Here is a 24,627-nt window from a genome sequence, read left to right on the forward strand (position 1 = left end):
ACTTGAAGGTCTTGTTTCTTTAGAACTATGTGGCAATATGGCTGAATAAAATTTCTATTTTGAATTTGTGAAAAGTTGACTTCTGGATTTTAGAGGTCAAAACTTCTATTGCTATATTCGCAACCAAAGGGAACTGAGTCGAAATTTTTATTGTGTATGTGGCAATAGATATGAATGAGATTTCTATTTCTGATTTGCTAAAAGTTTGTCTCTGAATTTTGTAGGCAAAAACTCCTATTGCGTATGCAGCAATAGAGATGAATGAGATTTCTATTTCTGATTTGCTAAAAGTTTGTCTCTGAATTTTAGAGGTCAAAACTTCTATTGCTATATCCGTAACCAAAGGGAACTGAGTCTAAACTCCTATTGCGTATGCAGCAATAGAGATGAATAAGATTTCTATTTCTGATTTGCTAAAAGTTTGTCTCTGAATTTTGTAAGCAAAAACTCCTATTGCGTATGCAGCAATAGAGATGAATGAGATTTTGATTTTGAATTTGCTAAAAACTTACCTCTGGATTTTATAGGTAAAAGCTCCTATTGCTATATCCGCAACAAAAGGGAATTGAGTCTAAATTCCTATTGCGTATGCAGCAATAGAGATGAATGAGATTTCTATTTCTGATTTTCTAATCCAGTGTGTTTTTTCTCTTTTTTAAACTTCTTGATTCCTAATTGCTTTTTGTTTGTTTTCTTACTCCCTTCTCTTACTATCTAACATCATGTTTGTGAATACCCACAATAAAAATTTTAGGGAATAGAGAGTAGGAAGTAGGCAGTAGCGGGAATTTTTAAAGATACTATGCTTGAGGTGAGGAGAACATTTTTATTATGGCTAATTAATGAGACTTGATATAACTGAATAAAAATTGTTTTTTATAGTAAATTTCCACTTATATTAACCTTGATTTTTCATAAGGCAATAGAGAAATATCTACAGATAAATTATTGAGTAGATACAGAGATATGCGCATAAGCGATCGCTTCTCCTAAACCCTACCCCTTTTTTTCCATCTGCTCACGAATAGCTGCTTGAATTTTCTCATCAAAATCAGGATCGTCTAAAGTAGTAATAACTTTTTTATTTGAACGTTTACTTAATCTATCTAGATACATTTGAAGAGCAATTTTATCCTCACGATGTTTAAGAAAATATTGTCTCAAATCTTTGTCAGTCATAGCAGAATAATTAATCTGAATCATCAAGTCACCTCCCTATTAAGCCTAATTTTAAATTCAATATTTCTAGCTAGAATATACAAGTTATAATTCTTATTTAGTGTGATTTATTATCAAAAAAATTACAATTAATATTATCTTGTCTTATAATGTAGTAAATTTCAAGAATTAAAGATATCAACATATACTATGACTAAAAATAGTAGTAAACCCTGGGAAGAAAATTGGAAAATTATTGAAAATATTGGTGGCGGTGGTCAAGGTCAAACCTATCTAGTCGAACCTAAAAATAATTCTTTTCCAGCTAATAAATACGTTCTCAAAAAACTTAATAGACAAAATGATGATGAAAGACGTTCAAGAATGCGTAGAGAAGTAGTTATTCTAGAGACATTAGATTGCCCAGGAATTCCAAAGTTAATTGATTCAAATTCACAACTTTTTCAGTCAGATACTCCCCTTTATATGATAACTGAATTTATACCCGGAGATACCTTATATGATTTTATCAAAACAGAAGTAATGAATATTTTTAGTGCTGTAAATTTGACAATAAAACTATTAGATACTCTTGAATATTGCCATCAAATAGGGATAGTACATAGAGATATTAAGCCGGATAATATCATCATCAAAAATAACGACATTAGCACTCCAGTCTTAATAGATTTTGGGATTTCTTTCAATAAAGTTGATGAGTCTGCTACAGATTTAACACCTACATGGCAACGATTAGGAAATAGATTTTTTCAACTTCCAGAACTTGGGGAAAAAAGTAGTTTACAAAGAGACCACAGGTCAGATATTACACAAATTTGTGGCATTTTGTTTTTTACAATAACAGGGAAATTTCCTCTTTATCTTTTAGATTCTGAAAATGGAAATAAACCACATCAGAGAAAAGAAGCTAAACAAAAGTTATCAGTTCTGCCTGAGTATATGCTATCTAAAATCAATAGAGTTTTTGATATAGCTTTTGAGATAAAAATAGATTCTCGTTGGCAGTCTATTCCTGAACTTAAGGAAGCTTTGATAGATATTTTAGAATCAGAAAATCAAGAAGGCAATAAAACTGAAATTATTTTAGATAGAATTAAAAATAAGCTCTCAAGTTCTTCTCATACACAAAAGAAATTATTTGAAAATATAGCTCAAAAAATTATTGAGAAAATTTATTATATTGTTTATGATATGCCTAAAGAGTTTGGTTCAGATTTTGGGATTATCGTCGCTACAGAAATATTTGGTTCAAGTTTTGGTGATTTTGTATGTGGAAAGTCTCCAAAACTAGAAGCAAAAATAGACTGGAGTAAATCAACATTTTCACAGCGCGTTGTTGGCATAAAGCACAAACCTTCAGAGAAATCATTTTTTCCTGAATTTGAAGGATATATAACAGGAAATGAAGTTGTTGTTATTTCATTTCCTGAAAGACAAGGACTTAAACCAAAATTTCATATTGGTATTGAATCGGAAATATCTAAAAATAAAGAGAAAGAAGTTGGGTTACTAAGAGTTTCTTTAAGTGGAGAACCAGACTTTACTAATTTTGCTAAACATCTTAGAGATTTTTATGTTGAAGGTGTAGAAAGAATACTTCCAGACTAATATAAAAAAGGAAATTTAAACCTAGATTTAACCGTTCTACTTGCAGCAAGTCCAGGATTTTTTAGGGAGGGAGTTAAATAGATTTAGTTAGCTAATAACTAACTACTAAAACCTGATAGTTAATTGGAGCTTGCTGATTACTCTTAAATCATTTACAGATAGAATCTTTAGCCTTTTTGTAGTGACAAGAGTGCTAGCTTTTCAGCTCATAGAGCTGCAAAAAGTTAGCCTTTTGAGTAGATAAAGGGCGGAAAAATCAAGGTATGATTATTCTTCCTCCCTCTTTTATAATTCTCCTGACTCCTGACTCCTGACTCCTGACTCCTAATCCCTAATTAACATTAGTCAAACTCTTAAACTTGCCAGTAAATCTATTAAAGAACAACTCTAAAACCGTCCGCTTACCAACATTAATATTAGAGTTAATTGCCATACCATTCTGCAAACCAATTTCTAGATCATTCTCATTATCCAGAACAAATGTTTGTCGTTCTAAATCAATAGTAGTTTCAAAAGAAAAATAAGCTCTTCCTGCTTCTTGATCTGGAGGAATAGCATCATCACTAATAGAAATAACCTCCCCAGTTACTGTTCCAAATTCATTAGCAGGTAAAGCCTCAACTTGAACCTCCACAGGTACACATTCCACATCAGTTATACCTAATTTTTCTCTATTTTCTTTTAGCTCCGGACAAGCACATTTTTTACCAGGTTCGCATTCAATTACTTCTCCTCCAGCTAACTCTTGATCGTGATAAGGTTCTAATTTTTTCCGTTTATCATTTAAAGCTTTTAAAACTAGAGCAACATCTTTGTTCTGAATATAAACCACTGCTTCTAAACCTTCATCATCATCTAATACTGTGAGTAAAGGTTGAGTTTGTTGCGCCTCATAAGAAGCATCTTCGCATCTCGTTGGTTGAATATCCCCTGGTTTCAAAACATCATTAATTACATATTGACAAATAAAGTCAGTTTCTATATCCAAAGAAGACTCTTCCTTAGTAGTAGGTTGTAAATCAAAAATTACTCCCGAAACTGGCGATCTTAAAACTTGGTTATCGCGAGTTTCTTCAAGCTTTTCAATCTGAGCATTAACCTCAGTCAGTCGCTTATTATTTTCCAATTGTAAGCGAGTAAATTGAGAGTCTATTCTGGCAATTTCTCTACCTTTATTTTCAGCAATTCTGGCATAAAGTTCTCTTGCCCAAGAATCTCTTGTATTTTTTAATTGTTCTTTGGTTCTATTAATAGATACGTTTAAACGTTGTTGTTCTAATCTAGCTCTTTGTATTTCTGCTTGACGCGCTTTTACATCTCCTTCTCGTGCATTAATATCTGCTTGCCTAGAATTAATTTCACCCTCACGAGTATTAATTTCTCCCTCGAAAGTATTAATATCTGCTCTCCGAGAATTTACATCACCTTCTCTGGCATTAATATCTGCTAACCGGGTATTAATTTCCCCCAACCTAGTATTTATTTCCGCTCCTCTGGTTTGAATTTGGTCTTGCTGTCTTAATATCTCACTTTCCCCTCGAAATACCTCTTGTTCCTGACGTTTTTTTTGCAGTTCAGCGATCGCTCCTTCTTCTACCAAAGGAGATATTTGTTCTAGAATTCCTTCATTAGAATCTAACACTTTTTCGGATTTATCTAGTTGCCCCTTTGCTAATTCTAATTGTTCCTGAGAATACTTTAGTTGTGCTTGAGTATTGTTCAGTTGTTCCCTAGCAAACCTGAGTTGTTTTTCTGCATTACTTAATTGTTCATAAGCATAAGTTAGTTGCTGTTTACTATTATTTAATTGTTGTCTAGAAAATTGCAATTGTTCTCTAGAAAATTGCAATTGTGTTTGAGCTACTCTTAGTTGTTCCGTTGCTGCCTCTTCCTCTTCTTCTGCTTGTTGAAGTTGTTTTTCTAGCTCTCTAATTTGTAGTTCTACAGCGCCTACACGAGAATTATATTCAGCCTTGTAATTGATATATAATCCTTGTAAACTTGGGTCAACATTGACAAAACCACCCCTGTTTAAATAAAGTTCATCAATCAAAGCGCGGTAGGCTTGATTTTCTGATACCCTAGTTTGTCTTTCTTGAGCAATTTTTTGTAAATCTGGAGGTAAAGCTGTGGGAACTTTACCATTTAATACTTCTTTATAGAATTCATTTTCTCTTTTGAGAGTTTCTCTTAATTCATTGGCAGAACTTAAATCTGCACTAGGAGCAGTCGGACTAAAAGTTAGTAATGGTTGATTTTTTTCTACGCGATCGCCATTTTCTACATGAAGTCTAACCACATTTCCACTGGTAGGAGCTTGCACATCTATGGAACCATCTTTAAGTTCTAATTGACCTACTGCTGGTACTGCTTGATCTATCTCAGCAAAGTATGCCCAGATAATAGCTGAACTGGTCATTAACATAATCATCCAGAGAAATAATCTGGATAATATAGCTGGTTTTTCTAAAATTACTGGTTGTTCGTTTATTGATACTGATTTATCTTGCATTTTAAATAATTAGGGAATAGGGAATAGGGAATAGGAAGGGTGGGAAGGGTGGGAAAAGTGGGAAGGGTGGGAAGAGGGAATAAGTCTTGAAAAAAAAGGAAAAAATCATGGAAATATCTGTCTCAAATGGATTTGATAGAGCTACTTTTTCCTCATTTTCTTAACTCCTGAATTCTGAATTTTAAATTTTTAATTCTGAATTTTTAATTCTCATTCAGGTACTTTTTCCCAATACATTTTCTTCTGAATAATTTAGGAGCTTTCTGCAAACTTTCGGCTACTTTTTAGTTTGATAATTTAGTAATCTGCCTCCTACTTCCTGAGTCTTTCTTTCCTTTAACAATTTAGGAAATGTACCTAAATTTCCTGACTCTTTCTTTTTTGTTACTTTTAAATTATTACTCCTGAATTTTCAATTCTATGAATTCTAGATATAGCTACTTTTTCCACATTTTCTTAACTCCTGAATTTTGAATTCTCATCGAGGTACTTTTTCCCAATACATTTCCTTCTGAATAATTTAGGAGCTTTCGGCAAACTTTCGGCTATTTTTTAGTTTAATAGCATTTACTAATCTGCCTCCAACTTCCTGACTATTTCTTTCCTTTAATAATTTAGGAAATGTACCTAAATTTCCTGACTCTTTCTTCTTTGTTACTTCTGAATTATTACTCCTGAATTCTCAATTCTAGGAATTCTAGATAGAGCTACTTTTTCCACATTTTCCTAACTCCTGAATTCTTAATTTTGAATTCTTAATTTTGAATTTTGAATTCTTATTGTTGAGATTCTTGTTGTTGATAGAGACAGAAATAACGTCCTTTTACCGCCATTAATTCGTCATGGGTTCCCTGTTCTACCACAGAACCTTTATCCATCATAATAATAGTATTAGCATTCTTTACCGTAGTTAAACGGTGAGTAATAAAAAACACCGTTGTATTAGTAAAAGCTTCAGCCAAATTCTCACTAACCTGACGCTCAGAACTATAATCCAAAGCGCTAGTTGCCTCATCCAAAATCAACAACTTAGGATTTTGTAGAACCGTCCGAGCGATCGCTATTCTTTGCCTTTGACCCCCTGATAAAGAAGCTCCTCTTTCTCCCACCATAGTGTTATATCCACTAGGCAAATTCATAATAAATTCATGGGCAACAGCAATCTTAGCAGCTCGAATAATTTCATCGGTTGTTGCATCAGGATTTGTCAAAGCAATATTATCTTGAACAGTACCGTTAAATAACAGAGTATCCTGCAAAACTACTCCAATTTGACGACGCAAAGAATATAATTCTACCTTTTGAATATCATATCCATCAACAAAAATTCGACCAGAAAGAGGAGGATATAAACGTTGTAATAATTTCATCAATGTACTCTTTCCCGAACCACTTAAACCTACAATTCCGACAAAATAACCAGCAGGAAATTCTAAATTTATATTTGCCAATTGTAGAGGTCCACTTTGGGTAAATCGGAAAGAAAGTTCCTCAAATTTCACACTTCCATCAATTGGAGGCATATCAATATTATTCCGGTCATCCTCATCCACCTCCGCTTCAGTATCCAAAACATCTCTCAAACGTTCAATAGACATACCCACCTCCTGGAAACTCTGCCAAACACTAACAAAACGGAGCAAAGAACCAGTCACATTACCAGCAATAATTCGGAAAGCAATTAATCCTCCTACGGATAATTGACCATCAATTACTAAATAAGCACCAACCCATAAAAGCGCCAGACCCGAAAGCTTATTTAAAAATGTACTAATAGAACTAGAGGCTGTTTGAGTCAGAACAGTATTAAAACTAGCAGTCATAAACTTAGCATAACGAGCCGACCATTCCCAACGAGACCGCAACTCCAAATTTTGCGCCTTAACAGTTTGCACACCATTTAGTACCTCCACCAAGTATGACTGAGAATCCGCATAGCGTTCTGCCTTTTTCCGTAGTAACCTTCTGACAATAGGAGAATTCACCAAAATAATTCCCGCAAAAAAAGGTAACCCAGCCAAAGCAACCGCCGTCATCAAAGGATTAAGAGTCAACATCACGGCAATATAAATTACCGAAAAGACCGCATCCAAAACCACAGTTAAAGCCGTACCAGTCAGAAAATTCCGAATATTAGCCAACTCTCCAATCCTACCCGTCAGATCGCCCACCCGACGATTATCAAAATAATTCAGTGGCAGACGGAGCAAATGGTCAATCACCTCCGAGCTAAGTTTCACATCTATACGGTTAGTAGTATCCACAAACAAGAAAGTCCGTAGACCCCCCAACAAAGCTTCAAACAAAGCCACCAATAACATCAAGATGCCCAAAACATCCAATGCCTCAATATTCCGCTGCCCCATAACCTTGTCGATGATAATCATCGTCATCAGGGGATTCACCAAACCAAATATTTGGACAAAAAACGAAGAAATCAGCACCTCAATAAATACGGTGCGATGTTCCATCAAAGAAGGAACAAACCACCAGAAACTAAACTGTTCCTTCTGTTCACTCTTTGGAGCTTGGAGCAGCAGAATTTGTCCCGACTCTCCCCAAACCTCCTCAAAGTCACCCGGTTTGAGGCGAGTCAACCCAAACTCTGGACTACCTAATACAATTTCTTGTTCAGTAATACTATAAATAACAGCAAAACTTTCCTGCCATTGAATCAAAGCAGGAGCCTTGAGACGAGGCACCGTTGCTGCGGGGACTTGTGCCAGTTGACCAGTTAATCCCATCATCTGAGCGATCGCTCCACAAGCTTGTAGAGATACCCTACCCGCGGTCCGAATCTGATTATCTAATACTCGACGAATTACATCCTTACGAAACTTCAGACCAAAATGTTTAGCCAGCATCTGGAAGCAAGCTAAAGGAGCTGCTATTTCTCCCTTAGCTCGGAAAATTGGATATTTTTTTGATGGGGTATCCTGAACAACAGTAGTTTCTGGTGGACGTGCCGGCGCTTGGGGAACCATTGACACATCTAGGGGACCTACCTCAGTTGTTTGTGCCCCATTTTCTGCCGTCTCTTCCTGATGTTGTTGTTGGGGAAATCCAATTATTCTTGCTCCTCTTTCCCCTTCTACTTTTATAGACCTAGTTGCTCTATCCCAAACTACCTGACTGCCTGGAGGAAAATCTGCCACCATCCCACTACTGACTAGCCAGATTTTTTCTTGGTCAAGGACAGATTCTAATTCCTTGGTTTTGTTGTCTCCTTTAGGTAGGTTTACTACTACAGCATTGGCAGCAACATTTTTAGTCAGTTCTTTGAGATTACTATTAACGTCGGCTCTTCTGGCAAACTCCTGACTTAGTAACTCAAACACCTCACTTATTCCGGGACGTTCCAGAAAGGCTGCACCAAATTCTGGTTCTGTTTCTAGTGTTGCCAAGAAATCTGCCGCTGATAAAGTAACAGCAATTAAATCTGTTGAAGCGAGTGCTGTTTCACAAGGCATTCCTCGTAATAGTCCTGCCCAACCTAAAATTTCTCCTGCTCCTGCTAATTGCAGACTTATGTGACGTTGGGAGCGTGCGTCATAACCTAATACTCGTGCCTGGCCTTGATAGATAATTGCTATCTGGTTTGGCATTTTTTCTTTTTCAAAAAGTGGTTGCCCTGTACGGTAACCCAGAAGTTTACACTTTCCCGTTAATTGTTTTAAAGCATCTTCAGAAAGCAGATGAAAAGGATGCTTTTCTGCTAGAAACTCCTGTACTTGTGCCCTTGATATTGTCGAAGAAGTAGCCATCTAGTTTATCTTTTTTCTATTAAACAAATTTAGAAACCAAACCCACACTTTTCAGTTATCAGTTATCAGTTATCAGTACCTCCTGCTAAACCAGGAAACTTGAAAATACTGAAGATTCTTTTTTTTATCCTCTTGAAAGAAGAGGCTTGAAACCAAAATTTTTCGGTTAGAAGAATCATTTACTAGAAGCCCGAAGGGCTTAAACTAAGAAGTAATAAGTAAAATCAAGCCCGAATATGAAGGTTTCAAGCCTCTTCATTCCTGAAGAAAAATTCAAAAAATGATGAATTTTTTGAATCCTCTGACTTCAGGCAGAGGTATTACTCATTACTTATTACTCATTACTTATTACTCATTACTTATTACTCATTACTTATTACTCATTACTTATTACTTATTACTCATTACTTATTACTCATTACTTATTACTTATTACTCATTACTTATTACTCATTACTCATTACTTATTACTCATTACTTATTACTCATTACTCATTACTCATTACCTATTACTTGTTAATTCTAAACCTTTACATCAGATACATCGGAACTTAATAGCTTCAGGGGTCCAATTTTTCCTACTTGTTCCCTGATCCAACCTTCTAACAATTCATCCATCAGATGTCGGCGCATTGAATCATCAAGCTGTGCTGGGATAAATTTTTCCAACTTAATAATTACCGTCCATTCTGTTAATGGACGTGGCGTCCAGATTTGACCTGGTTGACTCACTGATAAAATTTTGCCTATAGAGGGATGTGGTTGACTTAGGGGCACAGGGCCTAACAAGCCTCCCGTTCGCCCTTCTGGACCTTCAGAATATTCACGAGCAACCTCTGCAAAAGTTTGCTCCCCTTCTACTATGCGAAAATATAGTTCCTGAGCTAGACCAGGATTTTTTGTCCGAATTAGAGAGTATACTACTTGGTCTAAGCTGCTCTTACGGTTGAGAAAATATCTTTCTACTTGATTGCTCCAAGTTTGTTGTTTAAATTTTTCTAGTAGTATTGGCCTAATTGCCATTTCTTGGAGTTGTTCTTGGGTCATGTTTTGGCTTTTCAGCCATGCTTGTTTGGTTTCGGGGTTATTTAACTGGTATTGGGTTTCAATTTTTTCTACGGCCGCCTTTTTTTCGTCTTCTGTGCAAGTCAAGTTAGCGATCGCTTGGTCGATTATTACTCCTCGCAAAAAATGAGGCATTAATTGATAACGTTGTAATAGCGATGGGATATCTTGGGCTTGCAATAATTTATCACCTATTTGAAATAATCCTGTCATTTTTTATATCTCCAACTGACTTGCACTATTCATGCATAATTTTGTCTATGCCATGAAGGTAGTGGCAAATCATTTACCAATTCATTTTTTGATTATTTTTTATTTTTTAGAAAATAGATAATTTATACTTAGGAAACTGACGTATTGCAGTTTTGAGCTGTTCCCATAAGAGTAAGTAGGTTGTGGCTCAAGAGTGATAATACTCTGAATATAAGTAAAAATACATATTTAGTTTTCCATAGCTTTAGTATTACAAATAGTTGTTTTTGGCTATGATGGTTATAAAGGTAGGTTATCTTAATCTACTCTTTTCAGATCGTAACATTGTTTTATTTCTAAAGTTTTTATTCAGTAATGATTATATACTCAAAGTTGTAGTAGCTTGATTGATTTACACATAATTACACATAAGATATAGGGTGCATCTCATATTTGCCAAAATACTTTTTTCCTATTCCCAAATCTGCTGTTCCCAGTTAAGTGTTCCCTGTTCCCTATGCATCAATAAATTTTTGGCTTTCTTCTTGCATTGAGATGCACCCAAGGTATATTATTGTGCTTTACTCATTCTAAGATTTACTACGTTTGTGTGTATTGGATTGGCAGTTACCTCTCCTATCTTGAAAATATTATTAGCAAAAAACAAGGTTTAAAGCTTTCCCAATAAAGGGGATGAAAAAAAATATTCGATTCAGTATTTCAATCCCGATGCTTTAGCCATAATTACTGATAATTGATAACTGAAATGGCCTAAATATTGGGCATAAAAATCCGGTTTTATTGAGTTTTTTAAGATTTTTATTTAGGTATAAATTCAGTTTTATTCAAGTTATTAAAATAATGATGTAAACATTTAGCTATTAGTAGTCAGCTATCACCAATTAGTAATGAATGATTACTTCTAAGATTATAGAAAGGAGACTGTGGCAGTAACTTTTGATTCTTTCTTAATTTCAAAAGTTGCTTTTACTTTCCCCTCTCATTGCTAATAACTAAATGACAGTATAATTTTTGGTTAGTTGCTAATGCTACCCTTAAGTTAATATATTCTTTCTAAGTGTGAATAATTAATTCCGGGAATTCTCTAAATCTACAATAGAAAGAGACTGATAATTTTGAAGGTAATGTAGGAGGAAAAATTAGAAAAGTTCCTAGCGAGTCCAGAGAAAGTTACAGCTACTTTTGACTCTACTGTAGAATTATTAAGTTAAATTGTTTCTAATTTTCGCGAACAAATTAATCAAAAAAAGCTCACTCTAGACCAACCTCTTAACGAATTAGAAAAGCAACGCAAGGAAACAGAATAACAACTACTAGAATTACAAAAGCATAAAAGGGATACTGAACAAACTATCTTTTTTTAATGTGATTAGCTGATACTTTTACTTTTAATGTAACTTTTAATTCTTGCTCAATCTCTCAATAGTAATTAATTTTTTAAATAGAATAAATAAATTAGCTGACGTCTGAATCCTTGCTTTATATATATCCTCAAACAAAAAACTACTTAAATAAAAGTGGAGGTATTAAATGAGTTGGGAATCATAATTTGCTTCTCAGTGGCAAACTTTTATGGATATTGTGGAAACCAATATTCGTCGCGAAGTTAAAAATAATGGTAGTTTTAATTCTGCTTTTGTTAATACTGTGATTAAAAATGAAGTAGAAAAATGGTCAAAAAGTAATCATTTTAGTTGCACTCCTATTTTTCTGGGGATAAAGTTGAGTTTCTTTGGAGTTTTTCTGACTATGAGTTGTTGATTAGGGATGGGTTATTTCCGAAAGTCTACTAATTTTTTCCCTGATGAGAGTCGGTGGTTAAATATATGGATGTGGTGAGTGCTTTTCTCGAATTTATCTCTGGGTACTCGGATTTTTGATGGTGAGAAATTCTCTGTTTATTCGACTATATATATAGATGTGTCGGGTAAATCTGATTAGGTTCTTGATTTTCTGTTGTTGACTTGAGAATTTCTAAGTTGCACTCCTATTTTTCTGGGAAAAAGTTGAGTTTTCTTGGAGTTTCTCTGATTTTTTCCCTGATGAGAGTCGGTGGTTAAATATATGGATGTGGTGAGTGCTTTTCTCGAATTTATCTCTGGGTACTCCGATTTTTGATGGTGAAAAATTCTCTGTTTATTTGACTATATATATAGATGTGTCGGGTAAATCTGATTAGGTTCTTGATTTTCTGTTGCTGACTTAATAATTTTTGAGTTGCACTCCTATTTTTCTAGGCAAAAGTTTATTTACCTCGGAGTTTTTCTGACTATGAGTTGTTGATTAGGGATGGGTTATTTCCGAAAGTATACTAATTTTTTCCCTGATGAGAGTTGGTGGTTAAATATATGGATGTGCTGAGTCCTTTTCTCGAATTTATCTCTGGGTACTCCGATTTTTGATGGTGAAAAATTCTCTGTTTATTTGACTATATATATAGATGTGTCGGGTAAATCTGATTAGGTTCTTGATTTTCTGTTGTTGACTTGAGAATTTCTAAGTTGCACTCCTATTTTTCTAGGCAAAAGTTTATTTACCTCGGAGTTTCTCTGACTATAAGTTGTTGATTAGGGATGGGTTATTTCCGAAAGTATACTAATTTTTTCCCTGATGAGAGTCGGTGGTTAAATATATGGATGTGCTGAGTGCTTTTCTCAAATTTATCTCTGGGTACTCCGATTTTTGATGGTGAAAAATTCTCTGTTTATTTGACTATATATATAGATGTGTCGGGTAAATCTGATTAGGTTATTGATTTTCTGTTGTTGACTTGAGAATTTCTAAGTTGCACTCCTATTTTTCTGGGAAAAAGTTGAGTTTTCTTGGAGTTTCTCTGATTTTTTCCCTGATGAGAGTCGGTGGTTAAATATATGGATGTGCTGAGTGCTTTTCTCGAATTTATCTCTGGGTACTCGGATTTTTGATGGTGAGAAATTCTCTGTTTATTTGACTATATATATAGATGTGTCGGGTAAATCTGATTAGGTTCTTGATTTTCTGTTGTTGACTTGAGAATTTATGAGTTGCACTCCTATTTTTCTGGGGAAAAGTTTATTGACCTCGGAGTTTTTCTGACTATGAGGTGTTAATTATTGGTATTTTGATTCGGAAAATAGACTTATTTTTACTAAATAATTAATAAATTGCCTTATAGATATAATGAATAGTGGGTGAGAAATTTATTTCACCATTAGGAAAACTTTCAATCAGATTTTATGACTCCAGCTAAATTTTATTTTTCAGAAACTTCTGTTCATCAAGAATTACTCAAATTTATTCCCGCTGATGCTAAGGTTGTTTTAGAGTTAGGTTGTGGTAATGACATGATCGCTTCTCAATATAAACAAATTAATCCTAATTGTTATTATATTGGTATTGAATCTAATCCAGAGTTGCCTAAAAATTATGCTGCACAAGTAGATAGAATTTTAGTGGGAAATATCCAAGAAAATATTTCTACTTTAAATATCTCTCCAAAAACAGTAGACTGTCTGATTTATGGTTTAAATTTAATGGCGATCGCTAACCCAACTGAAATTTTGAAATACTCTCAAAGTTGCTTAAAAAATGATGCTCAAATTTTGGCAATAGTACCAAATATACAATATTGGGGCAGAATTATTAATTTGCTCAAAGGTAATTGGGAAAATTCGGAAATAGTTCGACATTGGTTTAGTCTGGAAACTCTCAAGTCATGTTTCGCTACAGCAGGTTTACAAATATATGAAGTACAAACTCGTGGAGAAAAGGGAGAGGAATTTGAAAAGTTTCTCCAATTTGCTCAACCTCTGGTTGATGGTTTGGGTTTAGATAGAAAAAAGTTTGCTACTCAGACTGCTGCTGAATATTTCATTGTACGCGCCACCAATTCTCTTATCCCTCCCCGGAGGTTGTTAATTCAAACAATAATTATGGACCCGAAAGTGTGTGGTACTGTCAGAGTTTGGGAACCCGATCGGTTTAGTGCTACTATTCCTGGAGTCAGAACTATTTCTACTGTTAAAACTGCTAATTTGAATGTGGGGTTGCCTCAAGAGGAAAAGGTATTTATTTGGCAGCGGACAATTTTAAATTATCCGTCTGACTTCCATCAACTTAAGTCTTTGCTGCAAAAGAATTATTTGATAGTAGCTGAAATTGACGATAATCCGTTACGTCGTCCTGAATATGCTGAAAATAATTATCTTAGTTATCGTGGTTGCCACTGCGTTCAAACTTCTACTGACTCTCTAGCTAAGTTTTTACGTCAATATAACTCCAACGTTATAGTTTTTCAGAATCAATTATCCAAAATCCTACCCCTATCTGAGCACACCTTTTCCCATAATAATTATCTTAACATATTTTTCGGAGCTGTCAACAGGCAAGCAGACTGGAAAGAAATTATGCCAATAATTAATCAAATTTTGTCAGATTATCAGGATAAAATTAGGGTAAAGGTAATCCATGATGAGTTATTTTTTAAAAGTTTAAATACAGCTAATAAAGAATTTTATCCATTTTGTGCCTATGATAAGTATCTAGAGATTCTTGGTACTTGTGATATTGGTTTATTACCTCTAAATGACAATCAAATTAATCAAATGAAATCAGATTTAAAGTTTCTTGAATGTGCGGGTTATGGGGTAGCTGTGCTTGCTAGTGCAACAGTTTACCAAAATTCAATTATTGATGGTGAAACAGGTTTAATTTATTATTCTCTGTCAGATTTTGCTAGAAAATTTAGACAACTTATAATCGATAAAAATCTCCGAAAAAGAATAGTAAATCAGGCTTATAATTGGGTAAAAAATAATCGGTTACTTTGTCAATATTATCGTCAGCGCCGAGATTGGTATCTGCAAATGCGCGATGAATTACCACGTTTAAATGAAGAGTTAAAAAATCGTCTTCCTGAACTATTTTATTAATCATTGAAAAAACAAGTGATTTTCAGAAAAGTAATATCAAATTCTGCTTAATTCGGTACAAAAAAATGTTTTATCTTCAGCTAAAGTGCAAATGTTTTTAAATTCTCTTCCCTCCTTACTCCTAATATGAAATACTAAAATTTTTGCTACAAATAACTTATCCTTTTCCAAGGAGTTCAGAACTTATATAATTTATAATTTCTTTTTGAATACCCAAAATTTATATTTTTGGAAATAGGGAATAGGGAGCAATTTGAAAGAGAAAAACATTTTTCTATTATGGCTAATTAATGATACTTGATATTAGGTAGGGGAGGCGTCGGATTGGCGACCTACAGAAGTTAGGAGGAATAGCCTATATAACGCTACGTGCAAGTTAAAATTCAAAATTCAAAAGTAATCCATGTCTATGTTTGAGTATTTATAAATGTCTGCGCCCTTTGCAACGATGACTGCTATATATCATTATATTAAAGTAAAACTCTGTTTTTAGTTAAATAGGGCTTGCTGATTAAATCTGAAAATGTTTACAGATAAAGGTATTGGCATTTTTAAGTCTTGAAAAAGTGCGCCTGTTTGAGTTAAAAAGCCTCAAAAAGTTAGTATTAACAGCAAGAGTTGGACAGAGAAATTGAGGAACAATTCTAACTCCTATCACCTCTAAATTTCCATTTCTCCTGACTACTGACTACTGACTACTACAAAGAGCAAAAAGACTTTTTCAGCAAACCCTAAATAGACAGGTCTTAAGTAAACTCTTTAGACCTCTTGGAAAAAAGGGAGTAGGGAGTAGGGAGTAGGGGGAAAGAATTGATTATTTATACAGGATAATTGATTTGATTTTTGATTATCGGAGATGTCTTTTTAACCAGATAAATTATTCGTAGCATTCTTTTTTATATTTCATATAACTGTTGAGTTATAACTCCTAAATTCTAAATTCTAAATTCTAAATTCTAAATTCTCAAATGCGAATATTATTTACAATTCCTCATTTTTTTAATCCTGAAGGTAGCGGACAACATGGTTCTTTACGGAAAGACCCACAAACGCGCAGAATAGCTATTACTACTTGTTTAACTTCATTGAAAGCCTTATACGGTAAATCTCAGTACATAATTGATATTAGCAAACATCAAGCTATTCCTGCTAATCAAAGCCACGGAAATGATGTGGATATTATTGTTTGTACAACTCAAGGTTTTCACCTATTATCTCAGATTCCTTTAGCGTCAGATTTTTTAATGCACCACAACAGTAATGTAGAACCTATGTTATTAGGATTTGAATGTCAAGCGGTACTAAAATCATGTCTGGGAAAATATGATTATTATTGTTATTTAGAAGATGATTTAGTTCTACACGATCCTTGGTTCTTTGTGAAATTAAAATGGTTTAATCACCATACAGGAAATGGTAATTTACTACAACCTAATCGTTATGAAGTTTCACCTTTGGGAACTGTACCAAAAGCTTATATAGATGGAAATTTAAAACCAGAAATAACAGCTAAATTTCAAAATATTCGAGAGCAACCTCAGCTTAAGGGGAAAATTATGGAGAAAGTTATTGCTTTTCATAGAACTCTTAACCCCCATTCTGGTTGTTATTTTTTGAATGCTGAACAAATGGCAGAATGGGCGAGTAAACCTTATTTTTTGGATAGAGATACAAGTTTTATTGGTCCGTTAGAAAGTGCGGCAACTTTGGGAATTATGCAGACTTTTAAAGTTTATAAACCTGCTGCTACTCATGCTAGTTTCTTGGAAATTCAACATTTTGGTACTACGTTTTTAAGTTTAATTGGTAATCAAATATCACTATTAGAAAAACAAGTTCAAGGTAAGGAAAAAAATCAGAGTGAAGCTAAAAATCAAGTAGAGCAAGAAATCAAAACAGAAACTAATTAGGAGCTGCTGAAAAAATCTTATAGGTGAGGGTAGGAGTCAGGAGACTCGAGACTCGAGACTCGAAGAGTAAAAAATGAGTGAGGAGGCAGAAGGAAGAATTATCCCTTGATTTTTCTGCCAATAGTCAACCCTTTCATCCTAACTTTATGCAGCTCTTGCGTAGCAAAAACCTTGTAATGCATGAAAGACCATTATCGGCTCAAACCTTTATCTATCAATGCTTTAAAATTTAATCAGCAACCCCTAATTAGGATCTGCTAAATAATTATTTTCGGGAGTGTGGGGAATTTGGGGAGATGGGGATATCTATAGGTAAAAAATAATTCGCCTTTGGCAATTACTGATGATAACATTGCACAATTAGGAATGATGAAATCTGAAAGTCTATATTTTTTAACTTCCCGCCAGGGAAGTCCCGCGCTCTCCCGTTGGTGGAGCAAGTGCGGCAGCTATTAGGGGAGCGTCGGGATGAAAGCCAGGGCAAAGCCTTAGACGTCTCCACAAATAAAATGTTCCGCTCCCCGAGACCACGCAGGAGGTATTTTATTATGATACTTATAGTTGGTCTAAGATCAACGAACACAGGAGGAGGACATCACCTCTGTCATGCCCAGCGGTCAGGGTTTCCCAGGCGCTCAGAATCCCGCTTGGTCCATCCCCCTAACCCCACGAGTGAAAGGGAGGAATAGAAGGGCAACGTCGGGAGTATGTCAATAACTCTTTCCTAAATATATGTGATATAAGTTTGACTTTGATTTAACAGGCAACTAAAAAATTATAGTCAGGACTTACGCAAAACTACCATATCTAGTAGTGGCGATTCGTGAACCGCCACTACAGATGGTGTAGAATTTGATATGCGTACGTAAGTCCTGATAGTCTTATTTGAAATTTTAAGCGATCGCCTCAAAGAGCTACTAAATCGCAAATCAGCCCTAATTAAGACAAAAAAAGAGGAGTGATTAAAAAGAAATCACAGCCTCATATTTTTTTCTAATAGATTAGTTTTAGATGATTAAAATGTCGCTTTGAAGTAGATTTGGAGTACCGTTGAGGCGAGCAATAGTAATAACATCACTTAGATCCTCTGGACCACCATTACCACTAGGATCGTACTTTAACAAACCGGAACCTGCTAATGTTGGGCTTTCTTCGTCTGGTATTTGTACGGGGTTTCGTTCGTAGATAATTGTTGGAGTTGTGCCTCGAGCATCACTATTTACATAGTTATCGCCTGGGTCAATCAGAACAAAATCTGCACTAGCAATAATTGAACCTTCGCTGGAGTTGGCTAAATTAAATCCATCACCCAGAAGTAGTATTCGGTCATCAGCAGGATCGAAATCTACAATAACACTATTCTTGGTGTCTTCCGAGACTGCAAAATAAGCAAAACTATCGTTTCCTTCACCACCAATTAATGAGTCACCCGTACCATTAAGACCTGCTGCGATATAGTCATTACCAGCACCACCGAGAATAGTATCTCGGCCACCTCGGCCAAATATAACGTCATCCCCTGCACCAGCAACAATACTATCGTTTCCTGTTTCACTCTCAGCACCACCAATAATGGAGTCATCACCTGCTCCAGTAACTAGGGAATCATCTCCAAAACCACCACTTAAGGTGTTCCTACCTTGAGTATCTACTATCAAGAATGTTGATGTATTACCTTCAATCTGAGTTGCTATGATAGTATCATTACCTTGTGTGTTGCCTATTAATTGATCCCCAGTTCCACCAAACTGGATAAAGTCATTACCTGTACCACCATTGAAGAAGTTGGATACACCAGTATTCGTATTACCTAGTAAACGGTCATTACCTGCACCACCAATCAGAGTAATTTCAGCAACTACAGTACCTGTAGTAGTAGCATCTATGGTGTCACTACCTGCACCACCATCTCCCCGGTTAAATATACCACTCAGACAGTCATTACCTTCACCCCCAATCATTGTATCAGTTACAAATCCTGCCACTAAGGTATCATTACCTGCACCACCATCCAATCTGTTTGCACCAGAAAAACCCGGAAGTATAAGTTCTACAGAATTAGGACTAAATTTATCCTGGTTTTCTTCAAGCAATCTTGTCACAATAGAGTCATTACCTTCACCACCGACTAAGGTATCCCTTGCAGCTTGACCACGAAGAGTATCGTTCCCAACTCCACCATCTAAAGAATTTCTACCGTCCTGTAATGGCCCTACCGCACCTTGAATCAAATCATTACCTTCACCACCAAGTAGGGTAGACCTTGATATTGGAATTAGAGCTGTAGCGGTACTATTACCCGGAACGATGCCTGTCCTTTCGCGATTCAAGTTGGTAATTACATCATCACCTCGATCTCCACTTAAACGGACTTGGCTGCCTAAAGAATATAATGTATCGCCATCTCTACCACCATAGATAATATCGCGATCGCCCCAAGCTGCAACAAAATCTGCCTGTCGGTTGGCAGATATAAAGTTATCATCACCTGTTGCACTAGATAGTGTAGCTAGATTTTCCAAATCTAGGTTGTCTGGTACTTCATTATTAGACAATAAACTGATAGTGTCTGAATCTCTACCACCATAAATGCTATCTCTTTGGCCTATGACTATTGTATCATTACCTTGATTGGCAGAGAACCAGTTATCTCCATTAGAACCTCGGAGAAAGTCATTTCCACCTCCTCCATAGAGAGTTGTTCGGGAAATAACTTCTAAGGTGTCATTACCTGCATCTCCAAATCCAAAACCTCCTAAACCAACGAAGTTCAAAGTATCATCTCCATTCCCACCTTCGAGATTGTCAGGATTGATTGATTCACCTTCAGTATTAAAACTAGATATACCCCTAGACAGCAAAGAGTCGTTTCCCTCTCCACCTCGAACTAGGCTACCGCTTAAGACAGAAGTTAATATTGTATCATCTCCGCCAATACCATTAATTGTATCAGGTATCTGATTTCCTTCGTTCTCCTGATCGAAAAAATCGTCTCCGTTAGTTAGTGTTACCATACCGTTTCACTCCTCTACATCTATAAATTTATGGTCAATTGTTCTGTTTGGTTATGCCACTAAGAACATAAGTAATTTTATATTCGGCTGTAGTTTAACCTGTTTATCTGGTATTAGTCTAGCCTTTTAACTACGAAAATTATCGGACATAATTGGGCCGAGTTATGTGCCTGTGAGTTTACCATTATTGACTTTGATGTACAACTTGGTATTTATTCTCAGGCAAAACATTTTTAATGATTGATTATAGTATGAACATTATTGGTGGACGGGATTAATTAATTTTAGGTTCCCAAATATGATGGTTAATTTTTCAGGTATCTATAGCAAGGAACAAGGAACAGTTAGAAAAACATATCAACTTTTTAGATTTATCATCAGTAATTGTCCTAACCAATTCTTTCTTTGCCATAGTGTTTTGATCAGGTTAGAGAGGTTTTTTTCTCTATACCTACCTTTGGTAGACTACGATTGGCAACTTGATTAATTAGTTCCAAATGTTTTTTTAATAAATCTGAAAGTGCGTATCTTTCTAATACAGTTTGGCGTGCTTTTTCCCGTATTTCTGCCATGCGAGTTGGATGGTCTAAGACTTCATCAACACGGTCAGCTACTTGCTTGGGAGAGAAGAAGTCTACTAATAGGCCATTTTCTCCGTCTTGAATCACTTCTTTGACTGGTGCTGTGTCTGAACCGACAATTAAGCAACCGGTGGATAGGGATTCAATCATTGACCATGACAGCACAAAAGGTCTGGTTAGGTAAATGTGAACATCTGATGCTTGAATGACTTTCAGATATAATCCATAGGGCAATGAGCCAACAAAATGAACTCTTGATAAGTCCAAGGGGATTTTTTCTAGCATCTCTTGTTTATAAGTTTTACCATTAGGCAAAGATTTACCATAGCAAACTCTTTCTGAACCAACTACTACTACATGACAATTTGGCCTTCTTTCTTGAATATAGGCGATCGCTTCGATGAATTCTGGAAAGCCTCGATATGGTTCCATTCCTCTTGCTACATAGGTCACGAGTTCATCTACTCCAGACAGGTCTAGATTTGGCAGTACCAGTTTTGCGCCGGGATTGGGTTTGAAGTAGTCAGTATCTACTCCATCGTGGAGTACGGATAGTTTGCTTTGAAATTCTGTGGGAAATTGGGAACGCTGCCATTGTGTGGGGGATAAACCCCAATCACAAGAGTATAAGTCTATTAATATGGGGGCGTTTTTTACCCTGATTCTGGCCATGTCATCTACTGTTAGGGGTTCTGCGGGGTCAAAATCTGCATCGGAACCCTGAGAATGATAGAACCATTCAAAGTAGCAGAGAAGGGGAGTTCCTGGAAATGCTTCTTTGACAAATAGAGTTGGTCCCCACCCAGAGTGACCGCAAATTACGTCTGGGACAAATCCTTGGGCCTTGAGTTGTTCTGCCATTCTAAATACGGCTTGTCCATGGATTACTGCACTTTCTAGAGGACGCACATAATGGTGAGTTTCTGGGCGGGGTTCCCGACTGGGGTTGAATAGTGCTTTATAAACTCCTGGTATTTTCCATTCTGGACGTTCATTTTTTGTACCAAAGACGACTTTATTTTCTGGGTTAGCTCCTAAAGCGGTAATAATATGGCGATATTGGGCTGGAAAATTCGGGTGTAGGAATAGGGCCTTCATAAGTTTGGCGATTGGTGATTGTGGTTTAATAGTTGATAAAAATATAGTCAAATATGACCATTTTTTTAATTCAAAATTCACGCATTCAAAGTTCAAAAAATTTGGTTCTAAGTGAATTTCAATAATTTTTTAATTAAGGATTCTTTTTCTCGTTCTTGTTTAACAAAAAAATCAAAAATATTTTCCTTATTATCACCTCTGACTTTAGACAGAGGTGATAATAAGGGAATTAATAATGCAAGAATTTTGAATTGAGAGGAGGAGATTTAAACAATGATTGGTTCTGTTGATAAATTTCGTTTGCTACTAAAAAGCTTTTCGGTATTTCTATCTAGTATCATCAAGATTTGTTGAGATACTTGATTCTGGCATTGCTTGATAATCTGATTGAGATTGCAAAGTTTTTTGCAGGTCATAATTTGCAGGTCATAATAGGATAGATTTGTCTTTTCAAAGATGAAAGATTGACGAATTAAATAATTAGCATGAGTTTAAGAGATTTTTAGAAAAAAAACACAGTCGGTCAATTTCAGCAGAAAAACGATGATTTTTATGAATCATAAATCTCTCAACTGCATCTCAGAAATCAAGGATTTAAAATTACTATAATAATTTGAGTATTAAGGAATTTTTATTATTATTTAGTCTTGAATTTTTAGCTTACTTCATTATACCATTAAACATCTGGACTTTGAGTTATTAAATTTTGTCAAATATTTAGTACCTCTGTAGGAATTAAGAAGATATTTAACATTGTTTTACTACATCAGACTATATTTATGCATAACTTTTATTCTACTAAATTATTAGGGACTTCCAAATAAAAAATATACATAGGACTTACGCATTTTTGAGTTCTAAACACTACATATCTATAACGTTAGAGTTTTTGAACGCTGTATATAGTGTTTATGTGCAAGTCCTAATTCAATTACCCTGAATTGAGGGAGTAGGGAATAAAGGCAGCGAAACTTTCCAGATTTAGTTCAAAAATTGGATAATTTATTTTTTGCTATTCCCTTTATTATTAATTATTAATTGTTAATTATTAATTATTAATTCTTGTCAGGTGCTTGGCAAATCCACACACAATCTCTAGGAACTGAGTTAGTGTCTTTATGAATAATTTGGTAGTTAAGATGGGAGAGAAATTTTTCCATTATTGTGTCTGTCATTACTGAGTGAGCGGTGCCATTTCGTTTTCCCATAAGATTTTTATCCCAATCTTTAAGAAATCTTTGCCAACCTAGATCGCTGAGGGTATTTGTGTGGTGAAATATGCAAAGTTTTTGCCCTTTTAATTTGGCAGGAATTTGAGTTAGGTAGTTAAAAATATCTCTGGGTTCTAAATGCACCATTGTGTCGTAGCAAAAGCAAACATCTGCTACTTGTGATTCAATTTGATTTAGTGTTATTCCGTCAATTTTTACATATTTTATTCGATCTTCACCAAGTCGATTTTTAGTAGCATTTAACATGGAATTGGAAATATCTGCACATATTAATTTTTGGCAATTTTTGAGTAACAATGCTGCGGTTCTTCCCCCACCAATTCCTATTTCTAATACTGTATCTTTTGATTTGATATAAGGTAGGATAAATTTGTCTTCTATTAATTTTTCATACTCTGTTAATGAGTTTGCTGCTCCGGCTGCTTTGCCTATCCATTCATCTCCTATATTAGTTAATTTTGGGTGATTTTCTTGCCATTCTTTTGCATAGTTTTCCCATGCTTTTTCGTAATCAATAGTCATGTTATATATCTGTATTTTGTGATTTTATTAATTAAGTTTTTTCGTGCAGATGTAGTTAAGGTACAAACACAAACAAATTTATAATTTTCAGGAAACAAAGTGCGAAAAAGAATCAAAATTAAGTATGCCTGAACTAATCAGAGAAAATCTGGGTTAGCAGTTTAATTCTACACATAAAAATTCTTTGGTAGGATAGGAAAATACTAATTTATCAATATTAAATAAGGGTGAGCATTAAACAATCAAGCTATATCATAAAATGTAAAGCTATAAAATAGCTCGATAAATAGGTTATTTCTGATTATTTTACCAAACTAAACATACTTCTCAAACTAAACATATTTCTGTTTGATTATACCAACCTACTTATAGAACCCTTTTGATATCTTTTAGCTTGATTTTCCTTATTATATCTGAATAAGAAAACTAAGTTGAATAAAGAGTCATGCGTATAGGCGAACAACCCCAGTTAATCTTTAACTTATCAGAATTTGTGTAAAAATGCAACGGAAAATCTTTTGACGCGCCGATTTTTTTTTCAGGAGCTTCAGAGAATGAAAATGTTTGTATCTCTACACTAAGAAGCAATCGATGGCAAGATTTGATGAGGCAAAAACAAGCATATATATGAGAAACTCTGACAAGATGAAAATATTTCTGTTATTGCTCTTTACGAAAATTCTTGAATACTTTATTGTCTCTGAGTAAAAAATTTGGTTGAATAAAGAGTCATGCATATAGGCGAGCGACCCCAGTTAATCTTTAGCATATCAGAATTTGTGTAAAAATGCAACGGAAAATCTTTTGACGCGCCGATTTTTTTCAGGAGCTTCAGAGAATGAAAATGTTTGTATCTCTACACTAAGAAGCAATCGATGGCAAGATTTGATGAGGCAAAAACAAGCATATATATGAGAAACTCTGACAAGATGAAAATATTTCTGTTATTGCTCTTTACGAAAATTCTTGAATACTTTATTGTCTCTGAGTAAAAAATTTGGTTGAATAAAGAGTCATGC

General features: G+C 35.0%; 12 protein-coding genes. 4 read left to right on the plus strand and 8 right to left on the minus strand.

The window, feature by feature from the left end; translation table 11 throughout:
* Positions 1-25: 25 nt before the first annotated feature.
* Positions 26-316: a hypothetical protein gene (locus F6K40_RS10195; RefSeq protein ID WP_293135009.1), complete on the minus strand. Its 291-nt coding sequence runs from the start codon at positions 314-316 to the stop codon at positions 26-28.
* A 680-nt stretch (positions 317-996) separates the two neighbouring features.
* Positions 997-1,203: a DUF6887 family protein gene (locus tag F6K40_RS10200; RefSeq protein ID WP_293135012.1), complete on the minus strand. Its 207-nt coding sequence runs from the start codon at positions 1,201-1,203 to the stop codon at positions 997-999.
* 165 nt (positions 1,204-1,368) lie between these two features.
* Between F6K40_RS10200 and F6K40_RS10205 the strand changes: the two genes are divergently transcribed.
* On the plus strand, positions 1,369-2,787 hold the full coding sequence (locus F6K40_RS10205; RefSeq protein WP_293135015.1) for a serine/threonine-protein kinase: 1,419 nt from the start codon (positions 1,369-1,371) through the stop codon (positions 2,785-2,787).
* Positions 2,788-3,118: 331 nt separating this feature from the next.
* On the opposite strand, the gene F6K40_RS10210 is transcribed toward F6K40_RS10205, so the two are convergent.
* The 3 genes from F6K40_RS10210 to F6K40_RS10220 all read right to left on the minus strand — a co-directional run bounded on the left by F6K40_RS10210 (position 3,119) and on the right by F6K40_RS10220 (position 10,341).
* Positions 3,119-5,299 carry a beta-barrel domain-containing protein gene (locus tag F6K40_RS10210; RefSeq protein ID WP_293135018.1) on the minus strand — a complete coding sequence of 727 codons (2,181 nt, stop codon included), beginning with the start codon at positions 5,297-5,299 and terminating at the stop codon, positions 3,119-3,121.
* 776 nt (positions 5,300-6,075) lie between these two features.
* On the minus strand, positions 6,076-9,063 hold the full coding sequence (locus F6K40_RS10215) for a peptidase domain-containing ABC transporter (RefSeq protein ID WP_293135021.1): 2,988 nt from the start codon (positions 9,061-9,063) through the stop codon (positions 6,076-6,078).
* 522 nt (positions 9,064-9,585) lie between these two features.
* On the minus strand, positions 9,586-10,341 hold the full coding sequence (locus tag F6K40_RS10220) for a peptidylprolyl isomerase (RefSeq protein WP_293135023.1): 756 nt from the start codon (positions 10,339-10,341) through the stop codon (positions 9,586-9,588).
* 1,572 nt (positions 10,342-11,913) lie between these two features.
* Between F6K40_RS10220 and F6K40_RS10225 the strand changes: the two genes are divergently transcribed.
* The 3 genes from F6K40_RS10225 to F6K40_RS10235 all read left to right on the plus strand — a co-directional run bounded on the left by F6K40_RS10225 (position 11,914) and on the right by F6K40_RS10235 (position 17,161).
* Positions 11,914-12,102, plus strand: coding sequence for a hypothetical protein (locus F6K40_RS10225; protein WP_293135025.1), 189 nt, complete (start codon positions 11,914-11,916; stop codon positions 12,100-12,102).
* Positions 12,103-13,556: 1,454 nt separating this feature from the next.
* Positions 13,557-15,251 carry a methyltransferase domain-containing protein gene (locus F6K40_RS10230; protein WP_293135027.1) on the plus strand — a complete coding sequence of 565 codons (1,695 nt, stop codon included), beginning with the start codon at positions 13,557-13,559 and terminating at the stop codon, positions 15,249-15,251.
* A gap of 968 nt (positions 15,252-16,219) precedes the next feature.
* On the plus strand, positions 16,220-17,161 hold the full coding sequence (locus F6K40_RS10235) for a calcium-binding protein (RefSeq protein WP_293135029.1): 942 nt from the start codon (positions 16,220-16,222) through the stop codon (positions 17,159-17,161).
* Between the two features lie 1,007 nt (positions 17,162-18,168).
* Here F6K40_RS10235 and F6K40_RS10240 read toward each other — a convergent pair.
* The 3 genes from F6K40_RS10240 to F6K40_RS10250 form a co-directional block, all read right to left on the minus strand.
* Entirely contained in the window at positions 18,169-20,175 is a 2,007-nt protein-coding gene (locus tag F6K40_RS10240; protein WP_293135031.1) for a calcium-binding protein, read from the minus strand.
* Between the two features lie 422 nt (positions 20,176-20,597).
* Positions 20,598-21,854, minus strand: coding sequence for a glycosyltransferase family 4 protein (locus F6K40_RS10245; RefSeq protein WP_293135039.1), 1,257 nt, complete (start codon positions 21,852-21,854; stop codon positions 20,598-20,600).
* A 1,055-nt stretch (positions 21,855-22,909) separates the two neighbouring features.
* Positions 22,910-23,608, minus strand: a complete 699-nt coding sequence (locus F6K40_RS10250; protein WP_293135033.1) for a class I SAM-dependent methyltransferase — start codon at positions 23,606-23,608, stop codon at positions 22,910-22,912.
* Positions 23,609-24,627 lie beyond the last annotated feature (1,019 nt).

Source organism: Okeania sp. SIO3I5 (genome assembly GCF_010672085.1).
GTDB lineage: Bacteria > Cyanobacteriota > Cyanobacteriia > Cyanobacteriales > Microcoleaceae > Trichodesmium.